The organism is Flavobacterium sp. ENC, from assembly GCF_020991415.1.
Taxonomy (GTDB): Bacteria; Bacteroidota; Bacteroidia; order Flavobacteriales; family Flavobacteriaceae; genus Flavobacterium.
Genome location: NZ_JAJMOY010000003.1, coordinates 602267 through 621972, shown reverse-complemented (window position 1 = coordinate 621972; position 19706 = coordinate 602267). Strand labels below are relative to the sequence as shown.

At 36.3% G+C, this 19706-nt stretch carries 7 protein-coding genes; 2 read left to right on the top strand and 5 right to left on the bottom strand.

The window, feature by feature from the left end; all coding sequences use genetic code 11:
* Positions 1–4: 4 nt before the first annotated feature.
* From LPB89_RS11415 to LPB89_RS11395, 5 genes are all read right to left on the bottom strand, one after another.
* The gene (locus LPB89_RS11415) at positions 5–2281 is read right to left on the bottom strand and encodes a GH92 family glycosyl hydrolase (protein ID WP_230701922.1); all 2277 of its coding nucleotides are present in this window, start codon (positions 2279–2281) and stop codon (positions 5–7) included.
* Between the two features lie 57 nt (positions 2282–2338).
* The gene (locus tag LPB89_RS11410) at positions 2339–4651 is read right to left on the bottom strand and encodes a GH92 family glycosyl hydrolase (protein ID WP_230701921.1); all 2313 of its coding nucleotides are present in this window, start codon (positions 4649–4651) and stop codon (positions 2339–2341) included.
* A gap of 307 nt (positions 4652–4958) precedes the next feature.
* A complete protein-coding gene (locus LPB89_RS11405; protein WP_230701920.1) occupies positions 4959–6572 on the bottom strand; it encodes a RagB/SusD family nutrient uptake outer membrane protein in 1614 nt (537 codons plus the stop codon).
* 19 nt (positions 6573–6591) lie between these two features.
* Positions 6592–9603, bottom strand: coding sequence for a TonB-dependent receptor (locus LPB89_RS11400; protein ID WP_230701919.1), 3012 nt, complete (start codon positions 9601–9603; stop codon positions 6592–6594).
* 280 nt (positions 9604–9883) lie between these two features.
* Positions 9884–12058: an alpha-N-acetylglucosaminidase gene (locus tag LPB89_RS11395; RefSeq protein WP_230701918.1), complete on the bottom strand. Its 2175-nt coding sequence runs from the start codon at positions 12056–12058 to the stop codon at positions 9884–9886.
* Positions 12059–12752: 694 nt separating this feature from the next.
* Between LPB89_RS11395 and bglX the strand changes: the two genes are divergently transcribed.
* Together bglX and LPB89_RS11385 are read left to right on the top strand one after the other, a co-directional pair.
* Positions 12753–15044 carry a beta-glucosidase BglX gene (bglX, locus tag LPB89_RS11390; protein ID WP_230701917.1) on the top strand — a complete coding sequence of 764 codons (2292 nt, stop codon included), beginning with the start codon at positions 12753–12755 and terminating at the stop codon, positions 15042–15044.
* Positions 15045–15260: 216 nt separating this feature from the next.
* Positions 15261–19415: a two-component regulator propeller domain-containing protein gene (locus tag LPB89_RS11385; RefSeq protein ID WP_230701916.1), complete on the top strand. Its 4155-nt coding sequence runs from the start codon at positions 15261–15263 to the stop codon at positions 19413–19415.
* The last annotated feature ends 291 nt before the right edge of the window (positions 19416–19706 follow it).

Genomic DNA, 19706 nt, shown 5'->3' with positions numbered 1-19706 from the left:
CATTTTATTTTTTGGGTGGTAAAATTAGGGTTCCCCAGGCAGAAGGTTTCGAATCCATTTCTAAAATCAATTCTCCTCCATTAATAATATCATCATGTAAAATCCATGCTTTGTTATACAATTTTCCATTTAAAAAAGCTGTTTTTATGTATGTATTTTTATCACTCCATTTTTTAGTGGAAATGGTAAACTTTTTACCGTTTTCCAATTGTATTGTTGTTTCCTTTAGCAAAGGCGTATTAATCAGATAGTAGGGCTGTCCGGCATTCGGATACAGTCCCATCATATGAAAAGCCAGCCACGAAGACATTGCGCCCGAATCGTCATTGCCGGGAAGTCCTTCTCTTGACGTATTAAAATTATTTTTGATAATTGTTCTGATTCTGTTGCTGCTCAAATAGGGTTTTCCAATCCAGTGATACAGACAAGGCGTTAAAAACGAAGGTTCATTGGCAACATTATACAAATCTGAATTAAAGAAGGTATCGAGTCTTTGCTCAAAAGCTTTTTCTCCTCCCGATTTGATAATGAGTTCCGGAACGTCGTGTGGAATGCTAAATGAATATTCCCATGAATTTCCTTCGTAAAAAAACACGCACCAATGGCAGACATACCAGGGCGATTCAGTAATTACAGGAGTGTATTTAAAAGTAGGCTTCTGGATTTTTGATTCTCCAAAAACAACATCATCCAGCCATTTTCCGTCTTTGTCTTTCGGCATGATAAATCCTGTAGAACCATTATTTTCGTAATCTGAACACCATAAATTCTGCCAGCTGTCTGCCTGTCTGATGTACTGATTATACAAATCCGTTTTGCCTAATCCTTTAGCTACGATGGCAATATTATAATCGTTGTACGCATAATCAATGGTTCGGTTTCCTGCGCGGTCGGTGCCGTACGGAACGTATCCTAATTTTAAATAATCCAGTAATCCGCCTCTTCCTTCTTTTTCTTCATTTCCGCCCGGTGGAACGGTCGCATCTTTCAGCATTGCCTGCAGCGCCAGCTCATAATCTATTCCTTTTAAACCTTTTACAAAAGCATCGGCCAAAACAACCTCAGCGTTAGAACCGCCCTGAGTTCTTCCGTTGTCGTTGCCGCTTCTTCCTTCGGGTAAAAAACCTTCACGCTTGTAAATATTGAGCATCGCATTGATAATTTCAACTTTACGTTTACTGTCAATGAGGGTAATTAAAGGACTTGACGTTCTAAATGTATCCCAAATGGTATAAAAATCATCATAATACGGTTCGTCATTTGTCCATAACGGATTTTCTCCCGTGCGGTCAACAGGCATAATCATGGTATGGTACAAACCGGTGTAAAACATTTTTTTATAGTCTTCGGATGTATCTGAAGAAAGCTGGATTCGGCTTAATAAAGCGTCCCATTTCTTTTCCAAAGTGGATAAAACGGCATTAAAATCCCAATGCGGAATTTCAACTTCGATATTATTTTTCGCTTTTAATTCGCTTAAAAAAGAAATTCCGATTTTCACATTCAGCGCTTCTTTTCCTGTATTTCCGAATGAAAGCAAAGCTGCCGTTTTCTTTCCGGAATCAAACTGTGCTTTTTGGTTGTTATAGAATGTACCGTCTTTAAAGGTTACATATTTTGCAATCGGCTGATCAAAAACGACCCAGAAATAAACGGTGTAAGCACGTCCGTTGTTCCACCCGCCCCGAATTCGGCTGTAGCCCCGAACTTCTGTATCTGAAACAATTTCGATCTGCGAACCTACAAACTGCTGTGCTTCTCTGGCATCCGGAATCTTTTCTTCTCCCAGAAAAAATCCCGGATCAATTTTTAATTCTTTGGAGGTGTTTTTGGGATAAGTTATACGGTAAAAAGATACTTTTTCACCTGTAGTTATTTCGGTTTTAATCGTATTCTCCCTGAAAACAGTTTCATAATATCCCAGTTTTACATTTTCTTCTGTTCTAAATGCAGTTTGATCCATTTTATCCAAAGCACCTGAAAATGGCATAATCTGAATGTTTCCGTATTTAGGACCTCCGCCTGTTCCGCTTACATGCACCTGACTGAAGCCTGTTACTTCTTTTGGCATAGGAAGCCAGCCGCTGTTCGGACTCGGGGTACAGTCCGGACTTGGTTTTACCATTCCGTACGGACACGACGGACCAATAAAAACCCTTCCTACTCCTTCTGATCCAATCATCGGGTCTACATATTGATGTACGGATTGCTGGGCATTGGTTGTACCTGCAATAAGAAATGATATTCCTAAAAAGAAGATAACCCTGGTCGATATTTTCATTGTGTATTATTTCTTTAGTCTTTATTTTTTTCTTTTAAATGTTTCCCTACCAGAACCTTAGGGGTTTGGTGTATTCGACATTTCTAAAATTAGTTCCCCTCCGTTAGTAATATCCTGATGCGAAAGACTAAAATTTTGTACTGTTTTATGGTTGAATTTCAGGTCTTTTATGTAAACATTTTCACTGCTGTTACCTGGGGCCTTAATTACAAATGTTTTGCCTGAATAATATTTAGGATTTAGGTCAATCGAAATTTTATTGAATAGCGGGCTTCCTATCTGATACACGGCATCTTTGTCTGTGCCGCCATTTATTTGAAATAATCCAAGTTTAAGCAATACATTGAGACTTCCCATTAATCCCTGATCTTCGTCACCGTTATAGCCCGTTGCCGGAGATAATCCGCTGAAAGTTTCTTTTACTACGTTTCTGGTCCAGTATTGGGTTAAATCTGGTCTTCCTAACAGGGTAAAAATATTGGATGTCTGTATAGAAGGCTGATTCCCGAAATTGACGGCGATTCTGCTAAATTCCGGATGTAATTCGGCATCGTGTGATGTACCAGAAGTATATTTTTGGTTTTTAGCCGTTTCAAATTGTGCATTTAATTTTGCAACAGCCTTTTCTTTTCCGCCCATTAAAACTGCCAGACCTTCGATATCATGTGGCACAAACCAGGTTGATTGTGCTCCATTCGATTCTATAAATCCATTTTCATACTGATAGGGATCGTAATTTTCGCGCCATTTTCCTTCCACGTTTTTTGGGCGCATCCATCCTGTGCTACTGTCAAATACATTTTGGTAATTCTTTGATCTTTTCATGAAATAATTGTAATCTTCTTCATGATTTAGTTTTTTAGCCAGTTGCGCCAAAGTCCAATCCTGATAGGCATATTCCAAAGTCTGGCTTGCACCGTCTTCATGGCTTCCGAAATGACCTTCCGGAAGCGGATAAGGGACATATCCTTTTTCTAAATAATATTTTAATCCGCCGCCAATATTGGTATTGTGTTCGTATCCTGCCTTTTCCATAATACCGCCAGGCATATGGTTTTTTTTGAGCGCAATATAAATCTCTTCTAAATCTTTTTTTACAATTCCTTTCTGAATGGCGCTTACGATAAAAGGCGTTGCCGAAGCTCCTGTCATTACGTAGGTATCATTTCCTCCCGCAGGCCCTCGCGGAATTATACCGCCATCTTTATAATATTGCATTAGGGAATATACAAATTCTTCCATAATTTCAGGATATACCAGTCCCCAAAGATTATTTATCGTCCATTGTGCTCCCCAAAAAGCATCTGAATTATAATGATTGAATTTGGGTTTCCCGTCAGCATCTAAAGGTAAATGTCCTACCCTGAATTTGTCTCCTGTATTATCCGGATAGGTTCCATTTGCATCGCTGATCATTTTTCTCCCTTGCAGCGCATGCCAGAGATCTGTATAAAATCTTCTTTGATCGGTTTCTGTTCCGCCTTCTATTTTTATTCTTCCTAATAAACTGCTCCATTCTTTTCTGGAATCCGCAACTGTTTTATTAAAGTCCCAATGGGCTAATTCGGTTTCAATATTGTTATTGGCACTTTCAATTGAAGTATACGAAATGCCGACTTTCATCAGTAACTCTTCAGTCGTTTTAGCAAGATTGACTAAATAATTACCGCTTACATGATCTCTTTCGACAGAAGTAACCGGTTTATTTGTTTTAATTTTAAAAAATACGGTTAGTGGTTTTGGGCGTCTGAAATTGGTCCCCAAAACTAATGATCCCGACAGTTCGTAATCATTGTTTTTTTCTAATTTCCCATTCTTATTTTCACAAGGCCCCAAAATAGTATTGAGATTAAAAAGAATTGCTTTTTGTGCCTGTACAGGAAAAGTATATTTGTGAAAACCAACTCTAAGCGTGCTGGTTAATTCTGCCGTTATTTGATATCTATCCAATTTTACGGAATGATATCCCGGTGTAATTGTTTCGTTTTTATGACTGAATTTGGAATAAAAATCTTTAAAAATAGTTTGCTTCTCTTTAGCTGCTATTGTTACGGGCATTACGGATACACCGGACATCTGCCATTCATGAACATGGCTAAAACCTTTAATTGTATCTGTAGTATATTTATAGCCGCCTCCCCAATCGCTGCTAATTTCTGTATCGGGACTTAAGTTTACCATCCCAAACGGACGGCTTGCTGATGAAAAGTAAAACCATCTTGAATTTTCGGTGTCCAACAACGGATAAACCATATCAGATAACTGTTTCTTTTTTAAAGAAATAGCCGTCTGAGCATTGCATGACACTAAAAAAACAAGCGTTAAACCTATTGCAATGCGTCCTGTTTTATAGATTTTATTTAAGTCCATTATTCTGCTGATTGTTGGGGCAATATTATTTACACAGGATTTCTTATACTGATTATTACGGAAACGAAATATAAGGCAAAAGACTTACCTGAGAATTATTGGATTATAGTGTATTCTGAAAACAGAAATGGAAAAGAATGTTACAAAGCTTAATCTTTCACTGATTTTTGAACGGCATTCAATTAAGCTTTGTCTTCATTCAAAAAATGAAACTAAAATGATTCTGAACAACTGAACAAATCAGCTGTTTTTATTAAAAAAGGAGGTCTTTTTGATATTTCTCTCCTTTTTATAATTAAAGTTATTTTTAATATCCATCGTTCTGAGTGAGGGCTGGATTTAAAATCATAGCATTGGTTGGAATCGGGAAAACACGACGATAAACATCTGTATTGGTTTTGTACCCCCATTGCCCTTCATATTTCCCAAAACGTATCATATCATTTCTATGCCAGGCTTCCCAGGTAAATTCACGGCTTCTTTCTTTGTAAAGTTCTTCTAAAGTTACGCCGCTCAAAGCTGAGGATGTTGTACGATTAGAACGAACCATATTTACTAATGCATCTGCACTTTGCCCTAAAGTTACTGTTCCTCCACGAAGAATTGATTCTGCTTTCATTAAAAGAATATCTGAATAACGCAGGAAAGGAACGTCGTTATTCTGGTTACGGTTTGTTGAAGTCGCATCCGGATAGAATTTAATATTTCGATACCCAATGTTCCAGGCAATTTCATCATTTCCAAGATCGAATAAGGTTACACTTTGACGAAGGATAATATCCGGTGTTAAATTTACCTGATAAGTATAGGCCGCACCTCCGTCGGATCCTGTATAAAATTGGTCATATCCTTTTTTTGTTGTCGTAACCATTACCGGGGTAACGCCATCATTCATGTACTGCAGGCCTGTAAGCCATTGTTTGTTACGAATATCATTTACATCATTGAAATTAGCATAGAACTCCGGAAGGGTACTTCTTGGTGCACTTGGCGTATAAGGAAGACCAAACTTAGTTCTTTCAGAACGTGGCACATCATAACGTGCATGATACATTTGTCCGTTGTAGCCAACTGTAACTGCAGCCGGATCATAAGGAACTGCAAAAATGAATTCCTTCATTTGTGGTCCGTTATTAGGATAAAACATTTGAAGATAAGTCGCTCTTGGTTCAACAGCATATAGGTTAGAATTAATTACCTCATCACAAGCTGCGATACATTCATTATAACGCTGTGTTCCCGTATAGACCTCCGCATTCAAATATAATTTTGCCAGCAAAGCATTAGCAGTCTGTTTGTTTGGTCTGCCATAAGTTGTAATTCCTGATGCAGGATTTAAATTAGGAAGTGCTTTCTTTAATTCTTTTTCAATAAAAACAAAGACCTCTTTTCTTGGCGTTTTGGCGCGAGAACCAAAATCTCCGTAAACTGTATCGAGTGGCACATTTCCGTAACTATCCATTAACATAAAATAGGAAATAGCACGCATGGTTTTTAACTCGGAGATTAAAGTTGATTTCTTGGAACCTTCCGGCATAGTCTGGCTCAAAATTGAAATGGCCTGATTACTGGATCCTATTACTTTAGAAGACCAGTCCCAAAGACTTCCTATGATACCATTATCTGCATTCCAGTCGTGAAAATGCATTGCAATATAATTTCTGTTGTCAAACCAGTTTCCTCCTCTTGAAGGTAAGATCGCCTCATCTGTAGATAAAGACTGCGACCACCACCATGCGAATGAATACTCGCCACGAAAGGCTGCATAGACAGGTCCTGTTACCTGAATGTATTGTGCATCGTTTTGAGGAAATACCTCAGGTGTCAGCTGTGTTGTAATGGGCACATCAAGATCTTCACAAGACCATAGTATACCGGCCATAAGCATTGGAAGTGCTATATATTTTAATATCTTTTTCATAATTTTTAGAGTTTAATTTTTAGAATGTCACGTTTAAACCAAACATATACGTTCTGGTTTTTGGATAGAAGTTATTTGAATCTACACCAGGAGCAGTTCCTCCCTGTTCAACTTCCGGATCAATTCCTGAATATTTAGTAATTACAAATAGATTATTTATCGTCTGATAAATACGTACACTGCTTATGTATCTGCCTACTTTTCCAAAATTATACCCCAAAGTCATATTGTCTAATCTTAGGTAACTTCCATCCTCTATAAAACGGGAAGAATACTTGTAAGAGTTAAGGTCGTTTGGCGATTCGTTTCCTGCATCAGCTAAAATATTTGTAGTCATTGCGGTACTCGGCCTAAACAAATCAGCACGGGTAGCATTAAAAATTTTATTACCAAACACTCCTCTGAAGAAAATGCTTAAATCAAATTTTTTGTATTGAAAGTTATTTCCCCAGCCTAATAATAGTTTTGGCTGCGCGCTTCCTACATAATGATAATCTACTCCGTTTAAAGGTGTAGTCGTCAGATTTCCGTTTTTGTCGTAATATTGTGAAACTCCATCTGCATTTTTTCCTGCATATTTAAGAGTAAAAAATTGTCCAAGAGGTCTTCCTTCTTTAAAAATCTGCAGAGTACTTCCTGTTTGTCCGCCTCCGTCAGGCTGTACACGTCGGATTGAATCGCCGCCTATGAAAAAAGGATTGGTTAATTTAACAATCTTATTTGTATTGCTTGCCAGATTCAGATTTGTCGACCAGCTAAAATCTGCTGATTTAATAATAGCTGCACCTAAGCTAAGTTCGATACCTTTATTCGACATTGCGCCACCGTTGGCCACAATTGTCCCTACAGGCACAAGTACCGGATTAACAGAGTAATTAAAAATCATATCTGTTGTTTTCTTATCGTATACATCTACAGAACCTGTTATTTTTCCTTTTAAGATTGAGAAATCAACTCCAATATTTGCTGTAGTTGTTTTTTCCCATTTCAAATCAGGATTAGCCGCCTGATTAGGACCATATGCACCTATTTGCTGTCCGTTATAATAAAAAGTACCTAAACTTCCTGAAATAAACTGAGCCGTATAAGCATTAAATCCTGATGAGTTTCCTGTTACTCCATAACTACCACGGAATTTTAGATCACTGAAAATCTCCTGATTCTTCATAAAACTCTCTTTGTCTACTCTCCATGCCCCGCCTACAGAAGGAAAGTATCCCCAGCGGTTGTTTACGCCAAACATTGAACCTCCATCTCTTCTGATGGTTCCCTGCAAAAGGTATTTGTCTTTGTAATTGTAGTTCAAACGAACAAATTCACCTATCAGACGCGTTTTTTGATATGCTTTACTGTCTCCAAAATTTACTACATAACCATTTACTGAAGTATAATTACTTAATGCAAGGTTGTTATAGCCCACATTGTTTACAGGGAAATTAGTTGTTGTTGCCTGAAATCCGTCCCCTAATGTATTTTCCTGCCAGGAGTAACCAATCACCGCTTTTATTTTATGCTCTCCTAATGTTTTATCCCAATTAAGGAAGCTTTCAATGATATTGTTTCTGGTTTCATAAGAATTTCTCAATGCAGAACCATTTACACCAAAATTAACCAGTGTTTTTGTCAAAGGTGGATCTGGGTTGTTGTAAAAGTTGGCACTGTTGTATTGTGAATAATAACTGTCATAAAATTCTCCATGAGACGCCGTTAATCTTTGGTGTGCAACATTTAAATTATAAGTAAATCCAAACGGAAGTTTTACTTCTGCAGTAAGGTTACCTACAAGGTTATCCGTTTTAGTTTCATCAGTACCATGTTCAATTAAAGCTACCGGGTTAAAATATCCCGGACTGGTAAAATTTTCAAAAAAACTTCCATCAGCATTTCTTACCGGAGAAACAGGGAGATAACTTGCTGCCTGCAAAAGAGCAGTATTTCTCTGTGGTACATTTTGATATTTTGTGCTGGAATTAGTAACGTTTAAACCAAATTTAACCTTATCGTCAAAAGCAAATTGTTCAACAGATAAACGGGCAATAATACGAGAAAAGTCACTTTTTAACATTACTCCTTCTTTATTAAGAGAAGTAATACTTGCTGTATAGTTTCCATGATCTCCGCCACCGCTCATCGATAGGTTATGGCTGCTTGATGCTGCACGTCCTGATCTTAAAATTTCTTTTTGCCAGTTTGTCTTAGCACCTTTATCATTTTCCGGAGTAAAATTCAAATTGTTTTTAGTTGTAAAAGCTCTCAGCTGATCTGCATTCATCATGTCAAGATTATTTGAAACTTCTTCCCAACCAACATAACCATTGTATGCAATCTGCGTTTTACCCTTACTTCCTTTTTTTGTAGTTACCATGATAACCCCATTTGCACCACGGTTACCGTAAATAGCAGTTGCCGCAGCATCTTTTAAAACATCGATAGTTGCAATATCATCTGGAGAAATTACGGAGATATCAACTCCCGGAATACCATCTATTACATAAAATGGTCCTTGTGAACTATTTAATGTAGAAGCTCCACGCAAAACTACAGAAGCTGTTTTTGTAGGGTCACCGCTTGATGAAATGTTCAAACCGGAAACTTTACCCTGTAAAAGCTGTCCTACATCACTAATTGCCCCTCTGTTTAAATCTTCGGCTTTTACTGAAGTTACAGAAGTAGTAAGGTTTTTACGGGATCCTTTTCCATAACCTACTACTACAACTTGTTCTAAACTGTTTGTAGTAGGCTTCAATTTAATCGAATAATTTGTTTTTGCTTCCTCTAGTTTTAAAGTCAAATCTTCAAACCCCATATAAGAAACTATTACTGTCGCATTTTTGTTTGAAGCCGAAAATTTAAATTTTCCATCAAAATCTGTTGTTACTGAATTCGTTGTACCTTTCTCGAGTACATTTGCGGCAGGCAGTGGAATGCCTTTGTCATCTAAAACTACACCGGACACTTCTGTTTTTTGTGCCCAGGTATTAATTGAGAAGCAAAAACAAAAGGCTAATAATAAAAGTTTAAGTTTTTCCATTTTGATATTGGTTAATTGGTTAATATAGTACTGACGAAATTACTGGTAAAGAAATGTTAACAAATGGACAGGTTATTCATAAACATGGATAATTCCTTTAAAGTCAATAATAGCAAGGCTTCGCAGGGTTGGTTTTGAAAAAATCTATAGTTAAAAACTTATTAATTAATCGATTTCGTAAAGATTTCATTTCATATATTCAGTATAGTTTAAGGTAATGGTTAAAAGTTTAAGTTATATTTTGGTTATATACGTATTAATTATTGTATCGGTATATTTTTTATTTATTTTCGGTCCATTTGATTTCCCAATTTTTAATTAATTCTCTTTCTTTTGTTTCATCAAAAGGAGTGTTATCCACTACTGATTTTTTTAGAGCTTCTAAAAACATTTTCCATCTTGGCCAGTAAAATCCTTTATACATTCCGTACCAGGATCTGGAAGCATAATCATTCAAATGGCCTTCTCCTCCCCAGAGTGTAATCAGCGTTTTTGCATTTTTTACGTACAAATCAGATACTTCGGGTGAACTTCCATAATCAGCAGCAGATTTTATCCAGTAATCCAGACTGTTTAAAGGCTGCTTAGCGATCATATTGTCTACCTCTAAAGCTTGTTTTTCTATTTTTTTAAATAGCTGATCACCTTTTGCTATATCTTTTTGCTGATATGCTTTTACACATTCAATTAAATCCTCATCCATACAAAGTGAATAGTAATGTCTTGAAGCATCGGTTAAATCGTAATGAATAAGATTCTTTTTATTGTATTTTTTCGCTTCTTTGACTAAAATGTCTAAAGCTTCTTTTAGTTTTTTCTTATCTCCGGGATGTCCTTTAAAGTCCGTAACTGTCGCCGTAGGACGTTTAAACAACAAATACGCTCCAGCCCTATCATTCCACCAACGGGGTTCCCAGTATTTAGTACTGTAAACGGATTCCAGCAACAATTCCCACGCCTTAAAAACAGTTGCAGAAGTTTTTTGTTCGTATCTGGCATTTAAATATTTGGTTAGCCATTCCTTTACAGGTTCATTTCCCTGATTCCACGGAAGATCATAAATATATTCATAAACAATTGAATTCGTATTTAAACCTTCCGGCATTGCCCCATAACCAACCACATTCCCTTTATTTGGATTTTTCAATAAACCCGTCAATTCGTTTTTATAGAAATTCAGGTCTCCATAGACAGGATTTGATCCGCCATAATTGTGCACATAACCGTACGTCCATTGTTTTCCATAAAAGGCTTCCTGATTTTCCCATACTTTATATCTGTCATTTGCGTAATCCTGTATCATCAATCGATCATTTGGCACTTTACTTAGAAATGCCCTGGTAGCTTCTTTTGTCCAGAATTCTTTATTGTCTCCAAAAAGCCATCCCTGCATCACCCATACTGCACCCGGAGCTGCTTCATTAATAGTTTCATAAATTCCGCTTCCGTAATTTGAAAGTTCTTCATATTTAGTATGCTCAGAAACCGGAGGTTCAATTTCATTAAAAGAATCTGCCAGATAGAAATTGGACTTCCCGTACATTTTAGTATAAATTTCAATAAAGCGTTTTCCTATTTGTTTAAACAAGGGATCTTTTGAATCTAATAGAAACGTACTTGCAAAACCACCTCCCGACCAGGATTTTAGTTCGGTTATTTTGGCTTCCGGATGTTTTTCTGCAAAAGCTTTAGGAACATAACCACTAAAAGCAGGTACAACAGGATGCATGTCTAATGCTCTCATCCGGTTTAAGATTTTCTTTTGAAGCTCTTCCTTTTTACTGAACCATTCCTGCGGCAGCGGCCCTTCAAGACTGTTAATATTTCCCATACGCTGCCATGGTAAAAAGGCAGGCCCTGCAAAATGGGCTTCTAATTGCGTTTCGGTCAATCCGTATTCTTTCCATAACAACTGCCAGACGGTTTCCTGACCTTCCATAGCTGTAGGCAGATTAATACCGTGAAAAGCCATCCAGTCTATTTCCTTTTCCCAACGTTTCCAATCCCACCAGGGTGTGGTATAACCAAATGTACAGGCATTTAGATATTCCCTGTATTGAAATGGCGTGGATACTTTTTTCGAATATTCAGGCCAGACTTTAGGAAGATTAATTCTGTTTCCTTCCCAACTTACTAAAACGGCCCCTATATCTCTCAGAAAAATATAAGCCCCATAACAAATTGACGTATTAGATGTTCCTTTAATTTTTATCCTGTTTCCAGCTGTTTCCACTTCAAAGGAATCCGAACCAATTTGACCATTACTTTCCACAAGATATAAATCGAAATCTTTCGCACGATCGCCAATCAGTCTTTCTAACACGGCCATCGAACTTTTTGTGTTTTCTCCATTTTGACAATAGCCTTTGACTACTACTAAAAATAACAACACAAAAAAAAAGGTTACTGCTTTTGAAGGGTTACCTTTTTTAATTTTCAAATTCTCTCTTTCCATATCGTTACACATTTATTTAATTATCATACTTTTTTAGTCTAAACAAAAAACAAGGGAGATTAATTTTTTTATTAATCTCCCTACAAACAAAACAAACAAGAAATCTTTTACTTATAACTAACTACTTTATTCATGAAATTCAAGCTTGTTTAAAAGGACATTGAATTGAAAATAAAATTATACAGAATGTATCATTTTAAGATGGACTTATTAATCAAATTCATAGACATATTTTGCAGTTTCTTTTCATAGATAGTGGTGAAGTCTCCCAAAAAAATGAAATGTAAACTTTTTGCATTATTACCTTTTTATCCTAAAAATAGAATCTGTCCATCTTGGAGAGGATACCTTTTTTACCACAAAAAAATAAGGCTTTTTGAAAATTTTCCATTTAAAAAAGAGTGAACTATTTTTTTATATTTTGTAGTCAACATCGTGTAATGCGGTTTTTTTTAATCGAATTGAAACCAAATATTTAGCGCTGATCTTTTTGTTTGGTTGATCACAAAGGTGCTTTATGCATCATTTCTATTACATAATGCTTCAAATGTATTACTATGGGTAGTACCGTAAAACTATATTTACAATCCTAAAATTCAACCTATTTAATGCACATACAGCTGCAAGGGCACAAAAGATAATGCTGTACATATCTGACTTTACTAACCTCCATAATAATACTAAAACCACTATGATGAAAAAACAAATTAAAAAATATGCCCTTTTACTCCTAATCGTTTTTGGAAACGGATATGCTCAGACAAAAAAGTATATGGATCCCAAAAAACCGATTGAAGACCGAATTTCACTTTTGATGAAAGAAATGACATTAGAAGAAAAAGTAGGCCAAATGAATCAGTATAATGGTTTTTGGGATGTGACGGGACCAGCTCCGAAAGGCGGAAGCGCTGAGTTAAAATACGAACACTTACGAAAAGGCCTGGTTGGATCAATGCTTACCGTTAGAGGCGTTAAAGAAGTCCGTGCCGTACAGAAAATCGCAGTAGAAGAAACCCGTTTGGGAATTCCGCTGATAATTGGTTTTGACGTGATTCACGGTTATAAAACGTTAAGTCCTATTCCGTTGGCAGAAGCGGCAAGCTGGGATCTGGAAGCCATTAGAAAATCGGCGGCAATTGCGGCAGATGAAGCTTCGGCATCCGGTATTAACTGGACTTTTGCCCCTAATGTCGATGTTTCGAACGATGCGCGCTGGGGACGTGTCATGGAAGGTGCCGGTGAAGATCCTTATTTGGGAAGTAAAATCGGTTATGCAAGAGTAAAAGGTTTTCAGGGAGAAACCGTTGCAGATCTGGCTAAAGTAAATACGATTGCGGCTTGTGCAAAACACTTTGCGGCATACGGTTTTGTTGAGGCAGGGCTAGAATATAATATGGTAGACATCAGTACTTCTAAATTATACAACTCGGTTTTGCCGCCTTTTAAGGCAACTGTTGATGCAGGAATTCGCACGTTTATGAATTCATTTAATACGTTAAATGGCGTTCCGGCGACGGGAAATGCATTTTTACAAAGAGATATCCTGAAAGGAAAATGGAATTTTGACGGATTTGTGGTTTCGGATTATGCTTCTATTCGCGAAATGATTGCACACGGTTATGCCAAAGACGAAGCCGATGCAACAGCAAAAGCGGTCCTTGCAGGTTCTGATATGGATATGGAATCGTATTTGTATGTAGCAAAATTAGTGGCACTTGTCAAAGAAGGAAAAGTAAAAGAATCGTTAGTTGATGATGCTGTTCGCAGAATTTTGCGTGTGAAATTTGAATTGGGTCTGTTTGACGATCCGTACAGATATTGCGACGAAAAACGTGAAAAAGAGGTTGTCGGAAGTAAAGCCAATAATGACGGTGTTCTGGACATGGCAAAGAAGTCTATCGTTTTATTGAAAAATGAAAAGAATTTGCTTCCGCTAAAGAAATCCGGACAAAAAATTGCTCTGATCGGCGCTTTGGCCAATGATAAAAACAGTCCGCTTGGAAGCTGGCGAATTGCAGCCGATGATAATACTGCCGTTTCGGTTTTGGAAGGAATGCAGCAATACAAAGACAATCAGCTGACTTTTGAAAAAGGTGCCGATTTACTTTCACAGAAAGCTACTTTCCTGACAGAAACAGTTTTCAATACAACAGATAAAAGCGGATTTGAAGCAGCAAAAACAGCTGCAAAGAATGCCGACGTTGTGGTAATGGTCTTAGGTGAATATGGTTTTCAAAGCGGAGAAGCAAGAAGCAGAACTGATCTAAATTTACCGGGAGTTCAACAGGAATTACTAGAGGAAATCTACAAAGTAAACCCGAATATCGTTTTGGTTTTAAACAATGGACGTCCGTTGAGTATTCCGTGGGCTGCCCAAAACATTCCGGCAATCGTAGAAGCCTGGCATTTAGGAACTCAAACCGGAAATGCGGTGGCCCAGGTTTTATATGGAGATTATAACCCAAGTGGTAAACTGACAATGTCTTTCCCTAGAAATGTTGGACAAGTTCCAATTTACTACAATAAATACAGTACAGGAAGACCCATTGATAGTGATAAAAATGTCTTTTGGTCACATTATATGGATGTAGAAAAAACGCCTCAGTTCCCTTTTGGTTTTGGACTGAGTTATACCACTTTCGATTATAAAAATCTTAAAATAAACAAAACTGCCTTTTCTAAAGGAGAAAAAATTCAGGTGAGCGTTGAAGTTACCAACACAGGAAATGTTGACGGAAAAGAAGTCGTTCAATTGTATATAAATGATCCTGTTGCCAGCATCGTAAGACCTGTTAAGGAACTAAAAGGCTTTGAGCTTGTTGCCTTGAAAAAAGGAGAAACTAAAACAGTACAATTTACATTGACAGAGAAGGAACTTGGTTTTTATGACAATGAAGGCAAATATTTAACAGAGTCCGGTTTGTTTAATATCATGGTGGGCTGGAATTCTAATGAAGGCCTTACAAGTAAATTTGAACTGAAATAACCGGAAAGAAATTCCTAATTCTTTGCATAAAACACAATTGTGTAAAACAATCTAATAACCTGGGTACGATTAGTTAATAATCGTACCCGGGTTTTTGGCAATAGGATAAAATTTAGACTTAAAAAGTATATTTCCTGTTTAGTTTTATTAATATTGTCTTTATTACACTTAAAATAAAAGGAAATTCTAGGCGGAATTGATCAATACTACTGTTAAATGAAAAAGATTAAATATATCATCCTTTGCTTCTTTATCGGTCTGAATTGCCTGTTTTCTCAGGAAAAATTTGACAACTACCAATTTAGAAGCATCCAGGAAACTACTTCAAAAAGAGCTATTTCCTCTATTATTCAGGATAAAAATGGTTTTATCTGGATCGGTACAAACGGCACGGGTTTGTATCGATATGACGGTGTAAATTACTTTGGATATGAATACAATAAAAAACCCGGTTCAATAAACAGTAATTTTATTTATGCCACCTTTATTGATGCTGATAATAATTTATGGGTGGGTACCGATGACGGTTTGTGCTTGTACAACAGGGATTTGGATAATTTTACCAAAATCAATATTGAAGATGTTATTAGAAAAGGTTACGACGAACCCATTACCGTAAAAACAATTATTCAGGATAATAACGGCAACTTAATCCTGGGGACGTATGGTTTTGGATTGTTCAAACTCAACACCAAAACTTTAAAAACCACTATGATTCCGTCAAAGGTGCTGGAGAAATTTAATTTTCTAATCAAATCTTCAGTAAAAAATAAACACGGAATTATTTATTTAGGAACCAGCTATGGCCTTTTAGAACTTGATTTAAACGGAAAACTTAAGCAGGTTTACAAAGACAAATTTAAAAGAGAACCTCTTTTAGAGGATATCGAAAATCTTGTTATTGATAAATTTGGATATATATGGCTGGGCACCACTGAAAATGGTCTGATAAAAATTAAACCCGAAACAGATAATTACCAATTTGAGAATTACGCTATCACCAAAAACAAAATCTTGTCGATTATAGAAAGCAGTCACGATTATATCATCTGCGGTACTGAAAATGACGGATTACTGGTTGTAAATTATAAAGGGCAGGTATTGCAGCAATATTTGCATAGTAAGTACAATGATTCCAGTTTAAAATCCAATTCGGTCTGGTCGTTATATGAGGACAAAGAAAAACGTCTCTGGTTAGGCTATTTCAATAAGGGACTGGGCGTATTTGACAAACCCAATAACAAATTCAATACCCTTGAATCGCAGGTCAACAACGATAATTCACTACAAACCAGTTATGTTACATCCGTTATAAAAGACAAAAAAGGAAACCTGTTAATCAGCAATGAAGGCGGAGGTCTTGATATTTACAATCTTACCAATAAGAGTTACATTCACGTAAACAAAAACAATCAAAGCTACTATTCCGGTTTGGATGCTGCTGATATCCAGACCATATTTATAGACAGCAAACAAAATATCTGGATAGGAAGCTGGGATCGCGGCATCTACTTTTTGAAAAATGGCACTACCCGCTTCATAAATTACAATACAGCCAATACTGACGGATTAAAATCGAATCGGATTTTCAGTTTTTCCGAAGATTCAAAAGGCCGCATCTGGATTGGAACTTTCATCAAAGGACTGCATTATTTTGATAATAAAAGCAACACGTTTATTCATTGTGAATCGAAATCATTTACAGAAAACGCCTTAGACAACGCTTTCATCCGTAAGGTTTTTGTAGACTCCGATAATGTTTTGTGGGTAGGAACAATCCTGGGGCTGTATCAGGTAAGTTTAAAAGACGACTCTGATTTTAAAGTCACCAAAATGCGCGATGCCATGTTCAGGGACAAAACGAAGTATAACAGTATTCAGACTATTTTATCGATCTATGAATCTAATGATAAAACAATATGGATCGGAACAGATGGCGAAGGATTGTTTAATTATAATAAAAAAGACAAGGCATTTTCGAACTATAATAACTTTCCGGGTTTTAAAGAAAAATCGGTTCGTGCCATAATTTCCGATAACAACGGTTCTTTATGGATCAGCGGCGGATCAGGATTAACAAAACTCGATTTCAAAAATAAAAAAAGTACCCATTTTACAAAAGATGATGGCCTTGTTGATAACGATTTCAACAATAATGCAGTCTTTAAGGATGGAAACGGGGAATTGTATTTTGGCAGTTACGAGGGAGTAAATTATTTTAATCCTAACGAAATCAAAAAAACAGAGAAAGCGCCAAAATTGTATTTCAGCGACTTCAAATTGTTCAATAAATCCGTAAAACCAAATGAAGATGCCTCGCCGTTAAGCAAAGTAATTGCCCAGACGAAAGAAATCACCCTTAACTACACCCAATCTGTTTTTACGATTGAATATGTGGGGATTAACTATAACTATTCCAAGAAAAACCAATATGCCTATTATCTGGAAGGCTTTGAAAAGGACTGGAATTATGTGGGCAATAACAGAACGGCAACCTATACCAATCTGGCGCCGGGCGATTATGTTTTTAAAGTAAAGTCTGCCAATGCAGACGGTTCCTGGAGCAATACTTCATTAGAACTAAAAATAAAAATCCTTCCTCCGTGGTGGAAAACCTTTTGGGCTTATTTATTATACATTTCTATTTTAGTTTTCCTGATTATATACCTTAATAAAATTTATCAAAATCGATTTAAAGCCAAACAAGCGATACTTTTAGAGAAAGAAAAGAACATTCAGTCAGAGAAATTAAACAATAAGAAATTACAATTTTTTACTAATATTTCGCATGAATTCAGAACTCCGCTAACGCTGATTATTAATCCTCTGGAAGATATTTTAAGAAGCAAAAATCTGTCTCCGGAAATACATAACAAATTAAAAATTGTACACAAAAGTTCCGACAGGCTTTCGAGACTGATCAATGAGCTTATGGATTTTAATAAATTAGAGTTCAACAAAATTTCTCTTCAGGCCAAAAAAATTGAGGTCGTAGCCTTTACACAAGGAATCATTGGTTATTTTGATGAAGAAGCTGCTGCCAGAAATATTACGATTAATTTCGAATCTGCATTTGACGGGCTTGAAGACTGGCTGGACCCTAAAATGCTGGAAAAAATACTCTTTAATATTATTTCAAATGCCTTTAAATTTACCCCGGATAATGGTTCTATTACCGTTTCGATAGACAAATCAGAGGCTGATAGTGCACTGTTAATCAATAACAATAGAGTTCCTTCTTTTTCAATCACAATTACTGATACGGGTTCCGGCATTCACAAGAAAGATCTAAAAAGAATATTCGACCGATTTTACCAGGTTAATAATGTAAACAAAGATTACTACGGCAGTACAGGAATTGGTTTAGAGGTTGTAAAAGAATTTGTGGAGCTTCATAAAGGAAGAATTGATGTTGAAAGTCAGGTAGGACAAGGCACAAAATTTACGGTAACATTTCCTTTAGGTAAATCTTTGTATAAGAAAAGCGAAATAATCGACGTGGTTTTTAAAACAGAAAAAACTAAAAACCAATTTCTGACTGAATCTGTTAATCATTCTTCTGAAGACGATGATGAAATAAATCAAACTGTCGAAAATACAGGTGTTGAACCTGCAAAACCCTACACTGTTTTAATTGTTGAAGACAATCCTGAATTAAGAAATTATCTCAAACAGGAACTAAGCAAAATATATAAGGTTATTGCAGCCGAAAATGGTCAGAAAGGTTATGAACTTGCGGTTCAGAAATTACCTGATTTAATCATTACAGACGTTATTATGCCTGTAATGGACGGATTACAATTGTGTAAAAACATAAAAGGGGATTTAAAAACAAGTCACATTCCTTTATTAATGCTCTCGGCAAAAGCAATGGTAAAAGACCGATTAGAAGGGATAGATTCCGGTGCTGATATGTATTTGAGTAAACCATTTGAGCTGGATATTCTAAAATCGAGTCTGGCGCAGCTTATTACAAGCAGGCAGATCATGTTTAAGAAGTTTTATAGCGGCATCACAAAAGACGGCAAAGAAAAAACAACTTCACTCGATAATGATTTCATGCAAAAGATTCTTGCATTTATTAATGAAAATATTAGCGAACCTGAATTAACTGTAGAACTTTTGTCTTCTAAAATTTTCCTGAGCAGAAGTCAGTTGTATCGAAAAATAAAAACTTTAACAGGCGTTTCCGTAAATGAGTTTATCCGAAACGTTCGGTTAGAAAAAGCAAAACAACTGATCGAAAAAGGAAATAATAACATCAACGAAATTAGCTATAAGGTCGGATTTACTTCTCCCTCTTATTTCACCAAATGTTATAAAATTAAATACGGTCATTTGCCAACACAAGAAAAAAAGACAAAAGAATAAGCGTTAAAAATGTCCCTTTAAATGCAAATACAATCAAAAAAAGAGTTCCGATATAAAAATCGGAACTCTTTTTTTTGTAAGTCTATTTTTTCAAAAAGTGTGATTCCTAATTCGGACCAAAAATTAAGATATATAAAATATTGTTTTGTTTTTTTATACAAACAATACTTTTTAAGCAATTTTTATAGCAATACTTCAGTATCTGTTTTAATGCCTCAATTGTCTGTTTTAGTCATAATCGCGTGTTACGCTCCTTTTTTGCATCATTTGTTGCAGAAAATGCTTCATCTG

What these genes read in the sequence shown, in the direction of transcription:
- LPB89_RS11410 (WP_230701921.1), bottom strand. Translation starts at nt 4,651, where the DNA reads ATGGACTTAAATAAAATCTATAAAACAGGACGCATTGCAATAGGTTTA.
- bglX (WP_230701917.1), top strand. Translation starts at nt 12,753, where the DNA reads ATGAAAAAACAAATTAAAAAATATGCCCTTTTACTCCTAATCGTTTTT.
- LPB89_RS11400 (WP_230701919.1), bottom strand. Translation starts at nt 9,603, where the DNA reads ATGGAAAAACTTAAACTTTTATTATTAGCCTTTTGTTTTTGCTTCTCA.
- LPB89_RS11395 (WP_230701918.1), bottom strand. Translation starts at nt 12,058, where the DNA reads ATGGAAAGAGAGAATTTGAAAATTAAAAAAGGTAACCCTTCAAAAGCA.
- LPB89_RS11415 (WP_230701922.1), bottom strand. Translation starts at nt 2,281, where the DNA reads ATGAAAATATCGACCAGGGTTATCTTCTTTTTAGGAATATCATTTCTT.
- LPB89_RS11405 (WP_230701920.1), bottom strand. Translation starts at nt 6,572, where the DNA reads ATGAAAAAGATATTAAAATATATAGCACTTCCAATGCTTATGGCCGGT.
- LPB89_RS11385 (WP_230701916.1), top strand. Translation starts at nt 15,261, where the DNA reads ATGAAAAAGATTAAATATATCATCCTTTGCTTCTTTATCGGTCTGAAT.